This is a genomic window from Streptomyces sp. NPDC056452 (assembly GCF_042796085.1).
Lineage (GTDB): Bacteria > Actinomycetota > Actinomycetes > Streptomycetales > Streptomycetaceae > Streptomyces.
The window spans coordinates 16,915-36,913 of record NZ_JBHTRI010000039.1; the positions used below are offsets into that span (position 1 = coordinate 16,915).

Below are 19,999 nucleotides of genomic sequence, written 5' to 3' on the forward strand. Positions count from 1 at the left end.
GCACGTTTCCTGAAGGGCGGCCGGTTTCACGTGAAACCGGCCGCCCTTCGCGTACGCCCGTAAAGATGCTCAGGCCACGGGCAGGGTGGAGCCGGGGCGAGAGTCTGGAAAGATGGGGGCGACGATGACGTCGCCCCCAGGTCAGGGACCAGCACTGCACACCCGCACATCCCAAGGAGCGGACAGATGCCCATCGCAACCCCCGAGGTCTACGCCGAGATGCTCGACCGGGCGAAGGCAGGCAAGTTCGCCTACCCGGCCATCAATGTGACGTCGACCCAGACCCTGCACGCTGCGCTGCGCGGCTTCGCGGAGGCGGAGAGCGACGGCATCGTCCAGATCTCCACCGGTGGGGCTGAATTCCTGGGCGGCCAGCACAACAAGGACATGGTGACGGGCGCCGTAGCCCTGGCCGAGTTCGCGCACATCGTCGCCGCCAAGTACGACATCACGGTCGCCCTGCACACCGACCACTGCCCCAAGGACAAGCTGGACACGTACGTCCGTCCGCTGATCGAGGTCTCCGCGGAGCGCGTCGCCAAGGGCCTGAACCCGCTGTTCCAGTCCCACATGTGGGACGGTTCGGCCGAGACCCTCGCCGACAACCTGGCCATCGGCCAGGAGCTGCTCGCCAAGGCCGCCGCCGCCAAGATCATCCTCGAGGTCGAGATCACCCCGACCGGTGGCGAGGAGGACGGCGTCACGCACGAGATCAACGACGAGCTGTACACGACCGTCGACGACGCGCTGCGTACCGCCGAGGCGCTCGGTCTGGGCGAGAAGGGCCGCTACCTGCTGGCAGCGTCCTTCGGCAACGTCCACGGCGTCTACAAGCCGGGCAACGTCGTCCTGCGTCCCGAGCTCCTCAAGGACCTCCAGGAGGGCGTCGGCGCCAAGTACGGCAAGGCCGCGGGCAGCCAGCCGTTCGACTTCGTCTTCCACGGCGGCTCCGGCTCCACGGCCGAGGAGATCGCCACCGCGCTGGAGAACGGCGTCGTGAAGATGAACCTCGACACCGACACCCAGTACGCCTTCACCCGCCCGATCGTGGACCACATGTTCCGCAACTACGACGGTGTGCTGAAGGTCGACGGCGAGGTCGGCAACAAGAAGGTCTACGACCCGCGCAGCTGGGGCAAGTCCGCCGAGGCGGGCATGGCCGTGCGTGTCACGCAGGCCTGTGCCGACCTGCGCTCCACGGGCACCAAGCTGAAGTAAGTACGTCACGGACGCACCGGGCCCGGTCCCCCTTTCCTGGGGTGCCGGGCCCGTTCCGTGTCCGGCGTCAAAGACCGAACCATGAGGAATCCGCTGTGAGTACGCCTGCGCGCTACGACTTCGACACCGTCATCGACCGCCGGGGCACCTGGTGCGTCCAGTGGGACGGGGTCGCCGACCGGTTCGGGGTGGACGGGCTGCTGCCGTTCACGATCTCCGACATGGACTTCGAGACCGCGCCCGAGGTGCTGGGCGCGCTGCGCGCCCGGCTCGACCACGGGGTCCTCGGCTACACGACCTGGCAGCAGGACGACTTCCGGTCGGCGATCGCGCACTGGTACGCCACCAGGTACGGCACGGAGCTCGACACCGGCCGGCTCGTCTACGGGCCGTCCGTGCTCAGCCAGCTCTCGCAGCTGCTGCAGATGTGGACGGGCGAGGGGGACGGCGTGGTCGTCCACACCCCCACGTACGACGGCTTCCGGAAGGCGATCACCGGGCTCGGACGGGAGCTGCGGGGGGTGCCGGTGGGGGACACCGAGGCGCTCGAGCGGGAGCTGGAGCGGGCCGACGCGAAGGTGCTCGTGCTGTGCTCCCCGCACAACCCGACGGGGCGGGTGTGGACGGAGGCCGAGCTGCGGGAGATGGCGGCGCTCGCCCGGCGCCACGGGGTCGCTGTGATCAGCGACGAGATCCACGCGGACTTCGTGCACGACGGGTACCGGCACGTGCCGTGGACACGGGTGGCCGGTGACGGGCGCTGGGCGGTGATCAGCTCCGCGTCGAAGGCGTTCAACTTCCCGGCACTGACCGGTTCGTACGGGATCATCGGCGATCCGGCGGACCGGACGGAGTACCTGCGGCGCATGGAGACGGCGGAGGGGCTCGCCTCACCGGCCGTGCTGTCGCTGACGGCGCACATCGCCGCGTACCGGGAGGGCGGGGCGTGGCTGGACGAGGTACGGGAGTACGTCGCCGGGAATCTCGCGCTGATCGCGGAGCGGCTGAACGAGGCGTTCCCCGAGCTCGGGTGGCAGCCGCCCCAGGCGGGCTACCTGGCCTGGATCGATCTGCGCCCACTGGGTGTGGACGACGAGGCGCTGCAGCGGGTGCTGATCGAGCGGGAGAAGGTCGCGATCATGCCGGGTGCGGTGTACGGGGCACCGGGGTTCCTCCGGCTGAACGCGGGGTGCCCGCGGAGCAAGGTGGAGGCCGGGGTGGCGGCGCTCGTGCGGGCGGTGGGGGCGGTTCGGTAGGGGGTGGGTGAGGGCGGAGCCGCTGGGCGGGCTCCTCAATCGCCGGAGGGGCTTGAAGGTGCTCCCGAGCGTCCGGCGGGCGATGCTGCTCGTATGACAGACGCGGCCGACGGCGCAATCCGGGTTGCCTCGCCCGCCGGGCGATGGATCGTCCTGACGACCGTTCTCGGGTCGAGCATGGCCCTGCTCGACTCCACGGTCATCAACGTCGCCCTCCCCCGGATCGGCGAGGACCTCGACACCGACCTCGCCGCCCTCCAGTGGACCGTCAACGCCTACATGCTCACGCTGGCCGGGCTGATCCTGCTCGGCGGTGCGCTCGGGGACAGGTTCGGCAGGCGGCGGGTCTTCGTGATCGGCGTCGTCTGGTTCGCGGTGGCCTCGCTGCTCTGCGGTCTGGCGCCCAACGCGGCCGTCCTGATCGCGGCGCGCGCCCTCCAGGGCGTCGGAGGCGCCCTGCTCACCCCCGGTTCGCTGGCGCTCATCCAGGCGAGTTTCCATCCCGACGACCGGGCCCGCGCCGTGGGGCTGTGGTCGGGGCTCGGCGGGGTCGGTGCCGCCGTCGGGCCGTTCGTCGGGGGCTGGCTGGTGGACGGGCCCGGCTGGCGCTGGGTGTTCCTGCTCAACCTCCCGCTCGCCGCCGTCTGCCTGCCGGTCGCCCTGCGCCACGTACCGGAGTCCCGGGACCCGGAGGCCCACGGCCGTTTCGACGTGCTCGGAGCCGCGCTCGCGGCCCTGGCGCTCGCTCTGGTCACCTACGCGCTGATCGAGGTACCGGTGCAGGGCGCGTCCGTAACGGTGATCGGGGCGGCGATCGGTGGCGTACTGCTCGGGGTGGCGTTCGTCCAGGTGGAACGCAGCCGGGCCGACCCCATGGTGCCGCCGTCGATCTTCGCGTCCCGGCAGTTCACCGCCGTCAACATCGTGACGTTCTGCGTGTACGCGGCTCTCGGCGGATTCTTCTTCCTCTCCGCGATCCAGCTCCAGGTCGTCGCCGGCTACTCGGCGCTCGGCGCGGGCACGGCGCTCCTGCCGACCACCGTGCTCATGCTGCTCTTCTCCGCGTCCGCCGGTGACCTCGGCCGGCGCATCGGGCCACGGATCCCGCTCACGGTCGGCCCCCTGCTGGCGGCGGCCGGGATGCTGCTGATGCTGCGGGTCGGCCCGGGTGCCTCGCTCTCCTCGTACGTCCAGGACGTCCTGCCGGCCGTCCTGGTGCTGGGCACCGGCATGGTCATCCTGGTGGCGCCGCTCACCGCGACCGTCCTGGCCGCCGTCGACACGGGGCGGGCCGGGCTCGCCAGCGGGATCAACAACGCGGCGGCGCGGGCGGCCGGACTGCTCGCCGTTGCCGCGCTGCCGCTCCTCGCCGGGATGGGCCCGGAGGCGTACCGCGATGCCGGGGAGTTCGCCGCGACGTTCCGCCGGGCGATGCCGATGTGCGCCGGGCTCCTGGTGGCGGGCTCGGTGATCGCCTGGTGGACGGTACGGACGACCCCGGAGGCGGCACGCCGGTGCAGGCCCGAATGCACGACGCACTGCGGGGTCACGGCCCCGCCCCTGGAGCCGGAGCGGCAGACCGCGGAACGGGCGGGCGGAACGTAGTCGCCCGGGTGTCCACGATGCGGGCGGAGCCAGGCACACTTGAACCATGTCCATCCACGAGAACCTGCTCGGGGGCCCCGCCCCGACCCACCTGCCCGACGACCCGGAGCCGCGCGAGCTCCTCGCCGGCGGCGCCGCGCCCGCCGATGTCGCGGCGAAGTACCCCACGTCCTCGCTGGCCTGGGCCCAGCTCGCCGACGAGGCGTACGAGGGCGGCCGGGTCATCGAGTCGTACGCGTACGCCCGTACCGGCTACCACCGTGGTCTCGACGCGCTGCGCCGGGCGGGCTGGAAGGGCCACGGCCCCGTCCCGTTCGAGCACGAGCCGAACCGCGGCTTCCTGCGCGCCCTGCACGCCCTCGCGCGCGCCGCGCAGTCGATCGGCGAGCAGGAGGAGTACGAGCGCTGCTCGTCCTTCCTCCGCGACTCCTCGCAGACCGCAGCCGACACCCTGGGCTGAGCCCTCTCCGCACCCGTAGGGCCCCGCAGGCAGCACCCTCGCCTGCGGGGCCCCACGCGTCCCGCGCGGCTCCGGTTTAGGATGCGAGCAGGGGACCGGAGCTCCACCACCTCAGAGGAAGGGGCGGACCGCTACCCGGAAGCTCGTGTCGAGGAGACAGAAATGTCGACGATCAACCCCGACCCCGAAGCCACCGGTGCGGACACCCCGCACCTGGACTTCGCGGGAACGACTCCGTACGAGGACTATGTCCAGGCGGATGTCCTGACCCATCTCCAGCACCTCCGCTCGGACGATCCCGGCGAGATGGTCTTCCTGGTCACCACCCAGGTCATGGAGCTGTGGTTCACGGTCATCGTCCATGAGTGGGAGACCGCGACCCGTGCCCTGCGCGAGGACCGCATACCCGTCGCACGCGACGCCCTGAAGCGCTCGCTCCGGGAGCTCGAGGCACTGAACGCCTCCTGGAAGCCGCTGGCCGGCCTCACTCCCGCCCAGTTCAACTCCTACCGGGGCTCCCTCGGCGAGGGCTCCGGTTTCCAGTCGGCGATGTACCGGCGGATGGAGTTCCTGCTGGGCGACAAGTCCGCGTCCATGCTCGTGCCGCACCGGGGCGCTCCCCGTGTCCACGCCGAGCTGGAGAAGGCGCTCCACGAGCCGGGCCTGTACGACGAGACGCTCGCCCTGCTCGCCCGGCGCGGTCACGCGGTGCCGCAGTCGGTGCTCGACCGGGACCTGGCGCAGAAGTACGAGCCGTCCCCCGTGGTCGAGGCGATCTGGGCGGAGATCTACGCCAGTCCCGACCAGAACGACGAGCTCGTGCGGCTCGGCGAGGTGCTGACCGACGTCGGCGAGCTGGTGTGGCGCTGGCGCAACGACCACCTGGTCGCCACCCGGCGTGCGATGGGTTCGAAGACCGGCACCGGAGGGTCGGCCGGCGTCGCCTGGCTGGAGAAGCGGGCCACCAAGAACGTGTTCCCCGAGCTGTGGACGGCGCGCAGCCATGTCTGATCTCTACGAGCGCGCACAGGCGCTCGACGCCGCCGACGAGCTCGCCGGCCGACGCGAGCTGTTCAGCCTCGACGACACCGTCTACCTCGACGGGAACTCGCTGGGCGCGCTGCCCAGCCACGTCGCCGCACGCATGCAGGACGTCATCACCCGGGAGTGGGGCGCCCTGCGCATCCGCTCCTGGGACGAGAGCGGCTGGTGGACGGCACCCGAGCGGATCGGCGACCGGATCGCCCCGCTGGTCGGGGCCGCAGCCGGGCAGATCGTGGTCGGCGACTCCACCAGTGTGAACGTCTTCAAGGCGGTGGTCGCCGCGAGCCGTCTGGCCGCCGACGGCCGCGACGAGATCCTGGTCGACGCCACGACGTTCCCCACGGACGGGTACATCGCCGAGTCCGCGGCCCGGATGACGGGCCACCGCCTCGTCCCGGTCGTCCCGGCCGACGTGCCGGCCGCACTCGGCCCCCGTACGGCGGTCGTCCTGCTCAACCACGTCGACTACCGCACGGGCAGGCTCCACGACCTGCCGGGTCTCACCGCCGCCGTCCACGCGGCGGGTGCCCTCGCGGTCTGGGACCTGTGCCACAGTGCGGGCGCCCTGCCGGTCGGCCTCGACGCACACGGGGTGGACCTGGCTGTCGGCTGCACGTACAAGTACCTGAACGGCGGCCCCGGTTCGCCCGCCTACCTGTACGTCGCCGAACGCCACCAGGCGGCCTTCGACTCGCCCCTGCCCGGCTGGACCTCGCACGCCGACCCCTTCGGGATGACCCCCGAGTACACCCCGGCGGACGGTTCCGTGCGGGGCCGGGTCGGTACCCCGGACATCCTCTCGATGCTGGCGCTCGAAGCGGCGCTGGATGTGTGGGAGGGCGTCACGGTCGAGGCCGTACGGGCCAAGTCCCTCGCCCTGACGGACTTCTTCCTGGAGTGCGTCGCCGCGTACGTCCCCGAGGGCCGGGTCGTCCCGGTCACCCCGGTCTCCCACGCCGGGCGCGGGAGTCAGGTCTCGCTGCGGTGCGAGAACGCGGACGACACCGAGCCGGTGATGCGCGCGCTCATCGAGCGCGGTGTGGTCGGCGACCTGCGCCGCCCGGACGTGCTGCGGTTCGGTTTCACCCCGCTGTACGTCGGCTTCGCGGACGCCGAGCGTGCCGCGCGGATCCTGGCGGAGGTACTGGCCGCCTAGGGCCTTGTGTTCCGTACGGGCCCGGTCCTCGAGGACCGGGCCCGTACGGGCCTGCCGCCGGTCCGAAGGCGGCCCGCCGTACTGATACCGTCCCCGCAGGTCAGTCCAGTTGGGCATATGCGTAGGACGGTTGGAGCAGCATGTCGGATTCTGCCGCGCGTGATCGTGACGCCGCCGAGACCGAGTCGGCGTTCGCGCATCCGGTGGTCGCCCCCGATCGGTCCGTGGCCTATGGCAGCCATCCCGACCAGGTGATCGACTTCTTCGCTCCGCGCGACGGCCGGACCGGGGCTCCGCTCGTGGTCGTCCTGCACGGAGGGGCCTGGCGCGCCCCGTACGACCGGCACCATGTGTCGCCGTTCGCGGACTTCCTGGCGCGGCGCGGGTTCGCCGTCGCCAGTGTCGAGTACCGGCGCGGCAGCGAGATCCCGCAGCAGGGCGGGGCGGGTCCGGTCGCGGGGCGCTGGCCCGAGACGTTCGACGACGTGGCCGCCGCTATGGACGCCCTGCCGGTGCTCGCCGCCCGGGAGCTGCCGCAGGCCGACATACGGCGGACCGTGGTCACCGGGCACTCGGCGGGCGGACAGCTGGCCCTGTGGGCCGCAGCCCGGCACGTACTTCCGCTCGGTTCGCCGTGGCGTCTGCCCGCGCCGCCGCCGCTGCGCGGAGTCGTCGCGCTGGCGCCGATCGGTGACTTCACGAGCGCCGTCGAGCTTGACGTCTGCTCCGGTGCCGTGCAGCAACTCCTCGGCAAGGAAGCGGACTTCGAGGAACGCAGGTTGCACGCCGATCCGGCCGAGCTGCTCCCGACCGGGATCGCGACGGCCGTCGTCCAGGGCGTCGACGACCTCACCGTGCCGCAGGCGGTCACGGAGGCGTTCGTGGACGCCGCGGCGAAGGCGGGGGAGATGGTCGGGCTGACGCTGCTGGACGCGGTCGGGCACTTTCCGCTGATCGACCCGTCGGCCGACGCGTGCGCGGTGGTGGCGGAGGAGATCGCCCAGCTGGCCTGGTAGTACTTGCGATGGACGGCCCAGGATCCGCATCACTGCTGACGACCCCGGCCGCGGTGGCGCCTACCTTGGGGAGCGTGACCGAGACGAAGACCAGAAGCCCCGAGCTCCGGCTGGCCGCAGGGGCGATAGACGGCCTGCGGCAGGACCTCTTCCACGACGTTTTCGACTACCGTCCGCTGGGCCCGCTGGGCACCGGCGGTCCGGTGATCAGGAGGCTGCCCGGGGCGATCCGGAAACGGGCGGTCTGGACGCCGCACGCGGTGGTCGGCGTGGTCGCGCTGATCTCGATGCTGGCCGGAGTGTTCGAGGCGAACACCTACTCGGTGTTCGGGATAGCGACGCTCATCGCCGGTGTGGTGCCGTCCGCCGCCCTGATGATGACGCTGGTCCGCCCCGTTCTCGCGTTCTGGGTGTCGCTCGCGACCACCCCGCTGGTGGCCGTCGTCGGTCACGGGGACTGGCCGTGGGGGCCGAACGCCTTCGCCTGCCACCTGGGTGTGCTGATCGTCGTCGCGGCGAGGACCCGGCCGCGTACGGCGGCGTGGATGTGGCTGATCACCCTGGTCGCCGGGTCGTTCCTGGAGAACTTCGGAAGCGGTTACTCCCCCACCACCGGGCCCATGGCAGTCACCTCCGCCTTCGCCCTGCTCCTCGTCACCGTGGTGCAGGTACGCCGTGACGCCGAGCGCGAGGTGACCGTACAGCGCACCGTCACCGCCGTGGAGCGCGACCGGCGCACGCTCCTGGAGGAGCGCACCACCATCGCCCGTGAACTGCACGACGTCGTCGCCCACCACATGTCCGTCGTCGCGATCCAGGCCGAGGCCGCCCCCTACCGTGTGGAGAACCCGCCGCCCGAGCTGGAGCAGGCCTTCGTCACGATCCGGGAGAACGCGGTCGCCGCGCTCACCGAGCTGCGCCGCGTCCTCGGTGTCGTACGGGCAGACGACTACGAGGCGCCGGACGCCCCCCAGCCCACCCTGGCCGAGACCGACCGGCTGCTGGCCAATGTGCGGGAAGCGGGCCTGGAGACGGAGAAGACGGTCACCGGCGCGGTGCGCGAGCTTCCGCCGGGCGTCGAACTGTCGGCGTACCGGATCATCCAGGAGGCCCTGAGCAACACCCTCCGCCACGCTCCCGGCGCCACGGCCAAGGTGGAGATCGGGTACGTGCTCGGCGGGCTCGGGCTGCGGATCGTCAACGGGCCCGCGACGGGGCTGGTCAAGCCCTCGCCCGGGGCTGGGCACGGAATCACGGGGATGCGGGAGCGGGTCGCGATGCTGAACGGCGAGATGACGGCCGAGGCCACGGGGGACGGCGGCTACGAGGTCGCCGTGTTCCTGCCCGTGGCGGCCGAGCGGACAACTGCCGGGGAGGGTGGGGACGCGTGAACGACTCCACCATCCGGGTGTTGATCGTCGACGACCAGATGATGGTCCGCGAGGGCTTCTCCGTGCTGCTCAACGCGATGCCCGGCATCGAGGTCGTCGGCGAGGCCGTCGACGGCCGGCAGGCCGTGTCGCAGGTCGCGGCCCTGCGCCCCGACGTGGTGCTGATGGACATCCGGATGCCGGAGCTCAACGGCATCGAGGCCACCCGCGAGATCGTCGCCGCCGACGCGGACGCCAAGGTGCTCGTCCTGACCACGTTCGACCTGGACGAGTACGTGTACCAGGCCCTGCGCGCGGGAGCCTCGGGATTCCTGCTCAAGGACGCCTCCGCCCGCCAGCTCGCCGACGGAGTACGGGTGGTGGCGTCGGGTGAGGCACTGCTCGCGCCGACCGTGACCAGGCGGCTGATCAAGGAGTTCTCGAAGCTCGCCGAAGCGCCCCGGCCGCCCGCCATGGCCAGGATCGGTGACCTCACCGAGCGGGAGACGGAGGTGCTCGTGCTGATCGCCCAGGGGCTGTCGAATCTGGAGATCGCCTCGCACCTGGTGGTCGCCGAGTCCACGATCAAGACGCATGTGAGCCGCATCCTGGTGAAGCTGGGGCTCAGGGACAGGACCCAGGCGGCCGTGTTCGCGTACGAGGCGAGGCTGGTCACACCCGGATAGCGTCGGGCTCATGCATGTGTCCTTCGACCCCTGGTCGCCGGCGTTCGTCGCCGATCCGTACCCCGCCTACGCCGCGCTGCGCGCCACCGGCCGGGCGCACTACTTCGAGCCGACCCGGCAGTGGCTGATCCCGCACTACTCCGATGTGTCGGGGCTGCTGCGCGACCGCCGGCTGGGCCGGACGTATCTGCACCGCTTCACCCACGACGAGTTCGGCCTCGAAGCCCCGCCCGCCGCCCACGAGCCCTTCCACACGCTCAACGGGCAGGGGATCCTCGATCTGGAGGCCCCCGACCACACCCGGATCAGACGGCTGGTCGGCAAGGCCTTCACGCCCCGCACGGTCGAGATGCTCGCCCCGGCCGTGGAGCGGCTGGCCGCCGGGCTCGTCGAGGACTTCACCGCGGCGGGCGGCGGCGATCTGCTCACCGCGGTCGCCGAGCCGCTGCCCGTGGCGGTCATCGCCGAGATGCTCGGCATTCCGGAGTCCGACCGGGGGCTGCTGCGCCCCTGGTCGGCGGCGATCTGCGGGATGTTCGAGCTGAACCCGCCGGAGGAGAGGGCCCGGGCCGCCGTGCAGGCGTCGGTCGAGTTCTCCGCGTATCTGCGGGGGCTGATCGAGGAGCGGCGCGGGGACCCCGGCACGGATCTGATCACCGCGCTCATCACCGCCCACGACGAGGAGGAGCGGCTGACCGAACAGGAGATCATCTCCACCTGTGTGCTGCTGCTCAACGCGGGCCACGAGGCGACGGTCAACGCCACCGCGAACGGCTGGTGGACGCTCTTCCAGCACCCCGAGAAGCTGGCCTCCCTGCGCGGCGACCACAGTCTGCTGCCGACCGCGGTGGAGGAACTCCTGCGGTACGACACCCCGGTGCCCATGTTCGCCCGCTGGGTCCTGGACGACATCGAGATCGACGGCACCGTCATCCCGCGCGGCTCACAGGTCGCGCTGCTCTTCGGCTCGGCGAACAGGGATCCGGAGCGCTTCGCCGAGGCCGGGACGCTGGACCTGTCCCGTGAGGACAACCCGCACATCGCGTTCGGGGCGGGCATCCACTACTGCCTGGGCGCACCGCTGGCCCGCCTCGAACTGGCGGCTTCATTCGGTGAGTTGCTGCGCAGGGCGCCCGGTATGCGGCTGTCGGCGGAACCGGAGTGGAAGCCGGGGTACGTGATCCGGGGGCTGCGGGAGCTACGGGTGGAGATCTGAGGAGGGGGGCCCGGAGAGCCGGGCCCCCGTCCCGCTACTTGGTCTCCAGGTCCCGTCGGCGGAAGCCCTCGAGGCCCAGCCACAGCAGGGCGGCCGCGATCAGGGTGAGTACCGCCATCGGTGTCCAGCTCATCTCCGCGGCCGGCAGCTGGGGTACGTGCCCGAAGGGCGACAGGTTGTTCATCCAGTGCGGGAACCGCAGCAGCTTGCCCAGGTAGCCGACGACGAACGCGTACACCGGTACGGCCCAGGCCGCCGAGGCCGCCCGGGGCAGCCAGCCGAAGAGGACGGCGGCGACGCCGACGGTGACCCAGAGCGCCGGTGCGTACGCCAGCGAGGCTCCCACCAGCTTCGGGAACAGCCCGGCGTCCCCGGCCGAAGCCGCCCCCGCGACACCGATGCCGAGCCCGGCCAGGAGCAGCAGGAGCGTGCCGCCGGCCAGTGCGACGACGAGGTGGCTGCCCGCCCAGCGGGTGCGGGACAGGCCGGTCGCGAGGAGGGGCTCCACCCGGCCCGCGTTCTCCTCGGCCCTCGGACGCAGGGCGGCCATCACCACGTACACGGCGGCGACGACGGCGAGGACCACCATGACCATCGACGCGAACGACTCGGCCATGGTCGTGCCGCCGATGTCCTCCAGCGCCTCGTGGAGCTGGTCGATGTTCTTCAGCATGTCGTCCGCGCTGCCGAGGATCGACCCGTACATGGCGCCCATCAGGAACAGGCCGGCGCCGAAGCCGGCCAGCACGGAACGGTGCAGCCGCAGCGCGAAGCCCAGCGGCCGGGTCAGGGACGGGGACGCGACCGGGCTGCCGAGCCGTGCGGCACGCAGTCCGGCTCCCACGTCCCGCCGGGTGGACAGGACGAATCCCGCGCCCGCCGACAGCACGGCCAGTGCGAGGCAGAGCAGCAGCGGCCACCAGCGGTCGTCCACGTAGACGTAGGTGCGCTGCACCCAGCCGATCGGGGACAGCCAGGACAGTGCGTCGCTGCCGCCCGGGTCGCCGGCGGCCCGCAGGACGTAGGCGAGGCCGATGGCGGCCATGGCCATGCCGGAGGCGCCCCGGGTGTGCGCGGTGATCTGTGCGGTGACCGCCGCGACGGAGGCGAAGACGATGCCCACGGCCGCGTGGGCGAACCCGTAGAGGAGCGAGCCGCCACCGTCGATGGAGTCGATGCCCATGGAGCCGAGGCCGAGGGCCAGCAGGGTGGCGAGTGCGAGGTTGGCGAGCACCGCGACGGACAGGGCGGCGGCCAGGTGGGCGTGCCGGCCGACGACGGTGGAGCGGACCAGCTCGGCCCGGTTCGTCTCCTCCTCGCTGCGGGTGTGCCGGGTGACGATCAGGATGCTCATGAGGCCGACCAGGACGGCCATGAAGCCGAGCATCTGGTGGCCCATCATCGAGCCGAAGGTGTAGTCGTCGAGGTAGTGCGCGGGCCCGGTCATGGCGAGCCCGGCGGGGCTCTCCATGGTGGTGACGACGGAGGCGCGGTCGGCCGGATCGGCGTACAGCGTCTCGTACTTGTCCGCCGTGGCGGCTGTCCCGACGAACAGGGCGAGGATCCACACGGGGAGCCGGACGCGGTCCCTGCGCAGGTTGAACCTGATCAGGGTGCGGGTTCCGGCGAGGGTGCCGCCGCCGCCCGCGAGGGACCGGTCGGCCGCGGGCGCCCGGGTCGTGGTCGTGGCGGTCATCGGCCGTCTCCGTGCGGGTGGCCGCCCACCGAGAGCTCGTCGCCGTAGTGGCGCAGCATGAGCTCCTCCAGGGTCGGCGGGTGGCTGGTCAGGCTGCGGACGCCGAACTCGGCGAGCCGCCGGACCACCTCGTCGAGGTGGCCGCCGTCGACGTCGAACCGCACCCGTCCGGCGCCCTCGGTGCCTTCGGTGAGGACCTGCACCCCGTGCACGCCGGGCAGTCCGTCGAGCCCGGTGGCCGGGCGGGACGTCTCGGCCTCGATCGTCGTACGCGTCAGATGACGCATCTCGCTCAGCGACCCGGACTGCACGATCCGGCCGAGCCGGATGATGCTGACGCGGTCGGCCAGCTTCTCGACCTGGGCCAGGATGTGGCTGGAGAGCAGCACCGTCTTTCCCGCGGTCCTCGCCTGCAGGATCACGTCCTGGAAGACGACCTCCATCAGGGGGTCGAGTCCGGCGGTCGGTTCGTCGAGCAGCAGCAGCTCCGCGTCGGATGCGAGCGCGGCGACGATCGCGACCTTCTGCCGGTTGCCCTTGGAGTAGGCCCGGCCCTTCTTCGTCGGGTCGAGGTCGAAGCGCTCGACGAGCTCGTCACGGCGCTTCGGGTTGCTCGCGCCGCGCAGCCGCGAGAGCAGGTCGATGGCCTCGCCACCGGTGAGGTTGGGCCACAGTTCGACGTCGCCGGGCACGTAGGCCAGGCGCCGGTGCAGTTCGACGGCGTCGTTCCACGGGTCCTTGCCGAGCAGCTGTGCCGCGCCCGAGTCGGCGCGCAGGAGCCCCAGCAGGACCCGGATGGTGGTGGACTTTCCGGCGCCGTTGGGCCCGAGGAAGCCATGGACCTCGCCCGTTTCGACGTCCAGGTCGAGGCCGTCCAGTGCGTGTGTCCGGCCGAACGACTTGTGCAGTCCGGCGACGGTGATTGCCTTCGTCATGGTTTTGAACGTACGCTAGTTTCACAAAGTTGTGAAGTTAAGGAAGCGTATAAAGTTGGGTCAACGATCGGGGCAGGGGAGGCGACAGAGCGATGACCAGCCGGGCAGGGGAAGGCGCCGAGCGTGACGAGGAGGCGGTGTCGCGGTTCGTCGAGCGCTTCGCGGCCGAGATGACGGAGGCGGGTATGCAGCGGATGGCCTCACGGGTCTTCGCGGCGCTCCTCGCGGACGACGACGCCTCCATGACCTCGGCCGAGCTCGGCGCGCAGCTGCAGATCAGTCCAGCCGCGGTCTCGGGGGCGATCAACTACCTCACCCAGGTCAGCATGGTCGGCCGGGAGCGCGACCCGGGATCGCGCCGCGACCGCTACCGGCTGCACAACGAGATCTGGTACGCCACCTTCGCGAGCCGTGACCAGGTGCTGACGCGCTGGGAGCGCACCCTCAGGGACGGTGCGCGCTCCCTGGGCGAGGACACACCGGCCGGCGCGCGGATCGCCGAGACCGCGGAGTTCTTCGAGTTCCTGCAGACGGAGCTGGTCGGCGTGATGGACCGGTGGCGCGAGAGCCGCGGGGCGGCGGGCGGGAACTGACCGCCCGGGAAGGGTCCCCGGGCGTGACCTGACCGCCCGGGGAACGGCCGGCTTCCCGGCCCGTCACGGCGGAAGTATCAGCCCCCACGCCCCCGCCCGCACCGTCCACGTCCGGGTCCGGACAGGGCCCGCGACCTGTATGTCCGCGCGGTAGCGGAAGTCCGGGCCGGAGACCGTGACCGCCTTGGCCTCCACCGTGACCGTTTCGCCGGACGTCGTGTGGATCACCACGTCCGCGAGGCCCCCGTCGCCCTGTGTGGTCACCGAGACGCCCTCGACCGGCCGGTCCAGGTCGTTCAGCAGGACCCCGTCCGCCTCGACCCGCAGCCGGTGTGCGCGCGGTGGGGACGAGGGCGGGGACGGGCGGACCAGGGCCGCCATCAGGCTCCGGCAGGTGTCCCAGACCGCCGTGACGCCCGTGTGGGGTGCCTCGGGGCCCGGCGCCGGGCTCAGCGCGGGGATGCGCAGATCGCCCAGCACGACGCCGTCGCTGTCGTCGACCAGGAGGTCCAGCCGACGGGCGGCGCCCTCCAGCGCCGCGCGGGCGGCTGCCACGGCGCCCCGGGGCACGCCGAGGGCATGGGCCAGTTCCAGCGCGTGCGGCGCGCCGACCGGGATCAGGGAGAGCGCGCTGTCGGCCAGCTCCCGTTCCCGGTGGAGCTGGGCCACGGCGCGCAGCAGCGTGTGGTCGTCGCCGACGACCACGGGCCGCCGTCCGCCCCGCCGGGACAAGGCCCGGGCGAACTCGTCCGGACTGTCCGGAAGGCAGATCTTGGCGTGCGAACCCGCGCTCAGCACGTCCTTCGCGATACGCACGGACTCGCCGTCGAACCGGCGGGCCAGGGGGTCGATGAGTACCAGTAGCTGGTGGTCGCCGTCGCCGGGGGGCTCTGCAGCCGACACCTCGGTCCTTCCTCGGGTAGCATCTTGGTGCAAGAGCCCCTTGCGCTATTGCGCCAGGGGCTTCGTCTATTCCGGGGCACCCGGTTCGACGGCTCAGGCTTTGCCGCACATCGTCGTGCGGCAGGTACGACCTTTACGTACGCCCCCTGACCTTGGACATGCCCCGCCCGGAAGGGGTGTACGCCTGTGCCCGCACTTGTGCTGCTCGGTGCTCAGTGGGGTGACGAGGGCAAGGGGAAGGCCACCGACCTCCTCGGTGGATCCGTGGACTATGTGGTGCGCTACCAAGGCGGCAACAATGCCGGCCACACGGTCGTCGTTGGCGACCAGAAGTACGCACTGCATCTCCTCCCCTCCGGAATCCTGTCGCCGAGCTGTACGCCGGTGATCGGTAACGGTGTCGTGATCGACCCGGCGGTCCTGCTCTCCGAGCTGAGCGGTCTGAACGAGCGAGGCGTCGACACGTCCAAGCTTCTGATCAGCGGCAATGCTCATTTGATCACCTCGTACCACACCACGGTCGACAAGGTCACGGAACGCTTCCTCGGCTCCCGCAAGATCGGTACCACCGGTCGCGGAATCGGACCCACGTACGCGGACAAGATCAACCGCGTCGGTATCCGGGTCCAGGACCTCTACGACGAGTCGATCCTCGTCCAGAAGGTCGAAGCCGCTCTCGACTTCAAGAACCAGATCCTCGCCAAGCTCTACAACCGGCGTGCGATCGAAGCCGGCAAGATCGTGGAGGAGCTGCTCACCTACGCGGAGCAGATCAAGCCGTACGTCGCCGACACGACGCTGATCCTGAACAACGCCATCGACGAGGGCAAGGTCGTCCTCTTCGAGGGCGGCCAGGGCACTCTGCTGGACGTCGACCACGGCACGTATCCCTTCGTCACCTCGTCGAACCCGACCGCGGGCGGCGCCTGCACCGGTTCCGGCGTGGGCCCGACGAAGATCAGCCGGGTCATCGGCATCCTCAAGGCGTACACCACGCGCGTCGGTGCCGGACCCTTCCCGACCGAACTTCTCGACGAGGACGGCGAGGCGCTGCGCCGTATCGGCGGCGAACGCGGTGTCACCACCGGCCGTGACCGCCGCTGCGGCTGGTTCGACGCCCCGATCGCGCGGTACGCGACCCGGGTCAACGGCCTCACGGACTTCTTCCTCACCAAGCTGGACGTGCTGACCGGCTGGGAGCAGATCCCGGTGTGTGTGGCGTACGAGATCGACGGCAAGCGCGTCGAGGAGCTCCCGTACAACCAGAGCGACTTCCACCACGCGAAGCCGATCTACGAGATGCTGCCGGGCTGGTCCGAGGACATCACCAAGGCCAAGACCTTCGACGACCTGCCGAAGAACGCGCGGGACTACGTGAAGGCGCTGGAGGAGATGTCCGGCGCTCCGATCTCCGCGATCGGTGTCGGCCCCGGCCGCACCGAGACGATCGAGATCAACTCCTTCCTGTAGGAGTCCTCCGGGAGTCGCCGTGACGGCGGCCGCCCCTGCCTCGGCAGGGGCGGCCGCCGTCACGCGTTCCCGCCCGGGGCACGGAGGGTTCAGCCTTCGGCGCACACCCGCATCCCCTGGGGCATGGCGCACGGCAGGTGGCCGTGGTTGAGCATGATCCCCTGGCCGCCGCCGCGGCTCAGATAGTCGAGGAAGCCGGCGGCGGGCGATCCGGCGGGCGGGCGGCCGTAGGTGTAGGCGTACTCGATCTCGCGGAACGGGTACGTGGAGGTGTCGATGTCGTCGATGGACGGGGTGGTGCCGTCGATGGCCAGCTGGTGCAGCCCCTTCAGGTCCTCGCCCTTGCGCAGTTCGCTGTAGCCGATCGCGCCCTCGATCGAGGCGACCTGGTCAAGGACCTCCTGGGTGCCGTTGAGCTCGCAGCGGATGTAGGGGACCGACGGGTCGTCCTTGGTGGTGCAGTCGCGGGAGGAGAAGGTGGGTTCGCCGCCCCCCAGCACCCGGCGCCCGAACACCTCGCGCGTGCCTGAGTCGGCGTCCCTGCTGATCAGCTTGATCGTCAGATCGGGGCCGCCCGCCTCGTTCCAGTTGGTGATCTCGCCGCGGTAGATCCTCCGGACGGTGTCGAGGCTCAGGTTCCGCACCCGGACGTGGTCGTTGACGACGAGGTGGAAGAGCGAGACGCCGACGGGGGTCTCGCTCAGCTCCGTGTACGCCGACGGCTTCACGCCGTCGGAGAACGCGACGACCGCGTTGTCGGGCCGGGACTTCGCCTCGCCGGCGAGCCGGCGCAGGCCCTCGGCGCTGCCGCGTGCCTTCACCTCGATACGGACGCCGTCGCACTTCTTCTCGAGCTGCTCCGCCACCGCGTCCAGAACCGGACCGAACGCCGTGGAGCCGGTGACCGTCAGGCTGCCCGGGGCGCACTCGATCGGCGGCGGCGGGGCGTTCCGTACGAGGATGATCGCGGCGAGTGTGACGACGCAGACCGTCAGGGCCACCGTGATGATGCGTGCCGAGCGGCTGAACACGGGGGGCTTCTCGTCCGGCCGGAGTGCCTGGTTCGGGGTCACCTCGCCGTCCCGGATGCCGCCGGTGACCCTGATCGGGCTGCCCACGTGGGAGCCGGTGAGCAGGACCAGGAGCTTGAAGTGCTCGTTGCGGTTGAGCGGGACGCGCGGCAGCCGGATGAGGGACCCGGTGTGCCGCAGCCCGGCCGCCGGTGTGAAGTGGTCCATCAGGTGGTCGGCGCCCGGGGAGTGGGTCACGGCGACGCCGCGGACGGTACGGCCGGTGAACTCGGCCGTGAGGCCGTGGAGCTGCTCGCCCCGCCCGGTGTAGTCGTCGTTGGCGATCGACTGCGAGCCGTCGTTCTCGACGCGGAGCAGTACGAGGGTGGCGTCGGCCATGTCCGGGGTCTCGCTGAAGAGTCCGAGCCGTACGTTGGCCCGGCCCTGGCTGACACCGCTGCCTATCGGGGTGTCCATCTGGACGCGGTAGCCGATGCGTTTGCGGCGCGGAACACGGCGTTCGTACCAGAGCACGCCCGCGGAGGTCGCCACGCCCACTGCGGCGGTGAGGACGGCGATGACGTTCTCGGGGTCGAACCACGCCATGGTTGCCTGCGCTCCCTCGTGGGTGCGGTGTGCCGGTTCGCGTCACCGTACGGTCCGGGGCAGGCCGGTGGGCGGGTGGCCGGATTCCTTTCGTTGAAGTTCGTCTCGCGTTCAACCTGACCGGGTTCGGGGCCAGTTGGCGCGGGTGGTTCCGGGCCGGGAATCCTGGTCTAGACCTTGACAGGTCCAGACCATCGACGGTTGAGTGTCGGTCACCCCCATGGCGGCGCATGCTCATCGCCGGCGCCGCGCCGAAGGAGTGATCACGTGGTCAAACGTGTCATGAGCCTGCTGACCGCCTTGTGTGCGGTCGTCGCGGCCCTCGTCTTTCTCCCCGCCGCCACTGCCTCGGCTGCGGCGTGCGCCCCGGCCTGGAACTCCTCGTCCGTGTACTGGGGCGGCGGAACGGCCTCGTACAACGGGCACAACTGGCTCGCGAAGTGGTGGACCCAGAACGAGCGGCCCGGCACCGTCGACGTCTGGGCCGACCAGGGCAGCTGCGGCGGCGGTACGGACCCGGGTGAGCCGAACCCCTCCGGATTCGTCGTCAGCGAGGCCCAGTTCAACCAGATGTTCCCGGGCCGGAACTCGTTCTACACCTACAGCGGCCTGACGGCGGCACTGAGCGCCTACCCGGGCTTCGCCAACACGGGCAGCGACACCGTCAAGAAGCAGGAGGCGGCGGCGTTCCTCGCCAACGTCAGCCACGAGACCGGCGGACTGGTCCACATCGTGGAGCAGAACACGGCCAACTACCCCCACTACTGCGACACCAGCCAGTCCTACGGCTGCCCCGCAGGCCAGGCCGCCTACTACGGCCGCGGCCCGATCCAGCTCAGCTGGAACTTCAACTACAAGGCCGCCGGTGACGCGCTCGGCATCGACCTGCTCGGCAACCCGTGGCAGGTGGAGCAGAACGCCTCCATCGCCTGGAAGACCGGTCTCTGGTACTGGAACACCCAGAGCGGCCCCGGCACGATGACGCCCCACAACGCCATCGTCAACGGCGCCGGATTCGGCGAGACGATCCGCTCGATCAACGGCAGCATCGAGTGCAACGGCGGCAACCCCGCCCAGGTGCAGAGCCGCATCAACAAGTACCAGGCGTTCGTCCAGATCCTCGGCACGACCCCCGGCGGCAACCTGAGCTGCTGACGTCCGTTGCCCCCACCCGGACGGGGGGCGTGCCCGGCCACGGCCGGGTGCGCCCCCCGATTCGGTTTCCGGGGCAGGCGGTTGGCAGGATCACGCACCATGACACCGGACAGCACGACACCGCCCGCGAGCACCGGGGCCCGGCTCGCCCTGATCGACAGCGTCCTCGCCCTGCCCTTCCCCGCGGGGGAGGAGAGCGAGGACAGCGGCGTACGCAGCAGCGGCCCCGGCCACCACCTCCTGATCCTGCGGGCGAGCCAGGACTTCTGGGACGACCGTTCCCCCGATCTCGTCGAACCGGCCGAGCAGGAGATCGAAGCCGAATTCAGCGCTGTCGCCACCGCGTTGACGGAGCGGTGGGGCGAGCCGGACACCGTCGACCTGTGGCCCTACCTGGACATGGGCGGACCGGCCCCGGAACCGATGGGACAGCTCTGCAATCTGGCGGGCAGCATGCAGGTCTGGCGCCTTCCGCCGGGGGAGCGGGACGGTGAGCGGCAGGGCGGGCGGTGGCTGGGCCTGACCGTGGGTCAGGCCGATCCCGAATTCCCCATCTGGCTGCTCGCCGCCGTCGGCGACACCGCGACGCTGCCCGCGTAGGGGG

General features: G+C 71.1%; 18 protein-coding genes. 14 read left to right on the forward strand and 4 right to left on the reverse strand.

What is annotated here, in order from left to right:
* Positions 1-186 precede the first annotated feature (186 nt).
* From fbaA to ACFQ6X_RS30265, 10 genes are all read left to right on the forward strand, one after another.
* Positions 187-1,218 (forward strand): class II fructose-bisphosphate aldolase, encoded by a 1,032-nt coding sequence (gene fbaA, locus ACFQ6X_RS30220; RefSeq protein ID WP_351181550.1) that lies wholly within the window; start codon positions 187-189, stop codon positions 1,216-1,218.
* A gap of 95 nt (positions 1,219-1,313) precedes the next feature.
* The gene (locus ACFQ6X_RS30225) at positions 1,314-2,474 is read left to right on the forward strand and encodes a MalY/PatB family protein (RefSeq protein WP_383186072.1); all 1,161 of its coding nucleotides are present in this window, start codon (positions 1,314-1,316) and stop codon (positions 2,472-2,474) included.
* Positions 2,475-2,567: 93 nt separating this feature from the next.
* Positions 2,568-4,079 carry an MFS transporter gene (locus tag ACFQ6X_RS30230; protein ID WP_383186074.1) on the forward strand — a complete coding sequence of 504 codons (1,512 nt, stop codon included), beginning with the start codon at positions 2,568-2,570 and terminating at the stop codon, positions 4,077-4,079.
* Positions 4,080-4,125: 46 nt separating this feature from the next.
* Positions 4,126-4,539: a DUF3151 domain-containing protein gene (locus tag ACFQ6X_RS30235; RefSeq protein ID WP_329209531.1), complete on the forward strand. Its 414-nt coding sequence runs from the start codon at positions 4,126-4,128 to the stop codon at positions 4,537-4,539.
* Between the two features lie 162 nt (positions 4,540-4,701).
* The gene (locus ACFQ6X_RS30240) at positions 4,702-5,550 is read left to right on the forward strand and encodes a tryptophan 2,3-dioxygenase family protein (protein ID WP_383186076.1); all 849 of its coding nucleotides are present in this window, start codon (positions 4,702-4,704) and stop codon (positions 5,548-5,550) included.
* A complete protein-coding gene (kynU, locus tag ACFQ6X_RS30245; RefSeq protein ID WP_383186078.1) occupies positions 5,543-6,739 on the forward strand; it encodes a kynureninase in 1,197 nt (398 codons plus the stop codon). Before ACFQ6X_RS30240 ends, kynU begins: the two co-directional genes overlap by 8 nt.
* A 140-nt stretch (positions 6,740-6,879) precedes the next feature.
* On the forward strand, positions 6,880-7,755 hold the full coding sequence (locus tag ACFQ6X_RS30250) for an alpha/beta hydrolase (protein ID WP_383186080.1): 876 nt from the start codon (positions 6,880-6,882) through the stop codon (positions 7,753-7,755).
* A 74-nt stretch (positions 7,756-7,829) separates the two neighbouring features.
* Positions 7,830-9,146, forward strand: coding sequence for a sensor histidine kinase (locus ACFQ6X_RS30255; protein ID WP_383186082.1), 1,317 nt, complete (start codon positions 7,830-7,832; stop codon positions 9,144-9,146).
* A complete protein-coding gene (locus tag ACFQ6X_RS30260) occupies positions 9,143-9,811 on the forward strand; it encodes a response regulator transcription factor (protein ID WP_329209540.1) in 669 nt (222 codons plus the stop codon). Before ACFQ6X_RS30255 ends, ACFQ6X_RS30260 begins: the two co-directional genes overlap by 4 nt.
* Positions 9,812-9,821: 10 nt before the next feature.
* Positions 9,822-11,027: a cytochrome P450 gene (locus ACFQ6X_RS30265; protein ID WP_383186085.1), complete on the forward strand. Its 1,206-nt coding sequence runs from the start codon at positions 9,822-9,824 to the stop codon at positions 11,025-11,027.
* A 34-nt stretch (positions 11,028-11,061) separates the two neighbouring features.
* On the opposite strand, the gene ACFQ6X_RS30270 is transcribed toward ACFQ6X_RS30265, so the two are convergent.
* Entirely contained in the window at positions 11,062-12,723 is a 1,662-nt protein-coding gene (locus ACFQ6X_RS30270) for an ABC transporter permease (RefSeq protein ID WP_383186087.1), read from the reverse strand.
* Positions 12,720-13,658, reverse strand: coding sequence for an ATP-binding cassette domain-containing protein (locus ACFQ6X_RS30275; protein ID WP_383186089.1), 939 nt, complete (start codon positions 13,656-13,658; stop codon positions 12,720-12,722). The genes ACFQ6X_RS30270 and ACFQ6X_RS30275 overlap by 4 nt, the downstream gene beginning before the upstream one ends.
* 92 nt (positions 13,659-13,750) lie before the next feature.
* Between ACFQ6X_RS30275 and ACFQ6X_RS30280 the strand changes: the two genes are divergently transcribed.
* A complete protein-coding gene (locus ACFQ6X_RS30280; RefSeq protein ID WP_383186091.1) occupies positions 13,751-14,251 on the forward strand; it encodes a GbsR/MarR family transcriptional regulator in 501 nt (166 codons plus the stop codon).
* Positions 14,252-14,314: 63 nt separating this feature from the next.
* On the opposite strand, the gene ACFQ6X_RS30285 is transcribed toward ACFQ6X_RS30280, so the two are convergent.
* Entirely contained in the window at positions 14,315-15,154 is an 840-nt protein-coding gene (locus tag ACFQ6X_RS30285; RefSeq protein WP_383186093.1) for a diacylglycerol kinase, read from the reverse strand.
* 186 nt (positions 15,155-15,340) lie between these two features.
* Here ACFQ6X_RS30285 and ACFQ6X_RS30290 point away from each other — a divergent pair, with 186 nt between their 5' ends.
* Complete coding sequence (locus tag ACFQ6X_RS30290) at positions 15,341-16,624, forward strand: adenylosuccinate synthase (RefSeq protein ID WP_329209549.1); 1,284 nt, start codon at positions 15,341-15,343, stop codon at positions 16,622-16,624.
* Positions 16,625-16,713: 89 nt separating this feature from the next.
* On the opposite strand, the gene ACFQ6X_RS30295 is transcribed toward ACFQ6X_RS30290, so the two are convergent.
* Positions 16,714-18,240, reverse strand: coding sequence for a PstS family phosphate ABC transporter substrate-binding protein (locus ACFQ6X_RS30295; RefSeq protein ID WP_383186095.1), 1,527 nt, complete (start codon positions 18,238-18,240; stop codon positions 16,714-16,716).
* 267 nt (positions 18,241-18,507) lie between these two features.
* Here ACFQ6X_RS30295 and ACFQ6X_RS30300 point away from each other — a divergent pair, with 267 nt between their 5' ends.
* On the forward strand, positions 18,508-19,395 hold the full coding sequence (locus ACFQ6X_RS30300; RefSeq protein ID WP_383186097.1) for a glycoside hydrolase family 19 protein: 888 nt from the start codon (positions 18,508-18,510) through the stop codon (positions 19,393-19,395).
* Positions 19,396-19,494: 99 nt separating this feature from the next.
* Positions 19,495-19,995: a hypothetical protein gene (locus tag ACFQ6X_RS30305; RefSeq protein ID WP_383186099.1), complete on the forward strand. Its 501-nt coding sequence runs from the start codon at positions 19,495-19,497 to the stop codon at positions 19,993-19,995.
* The last annotated feature ends 4 nt before the right edge of the window (positions 19,996-19,999 follow it).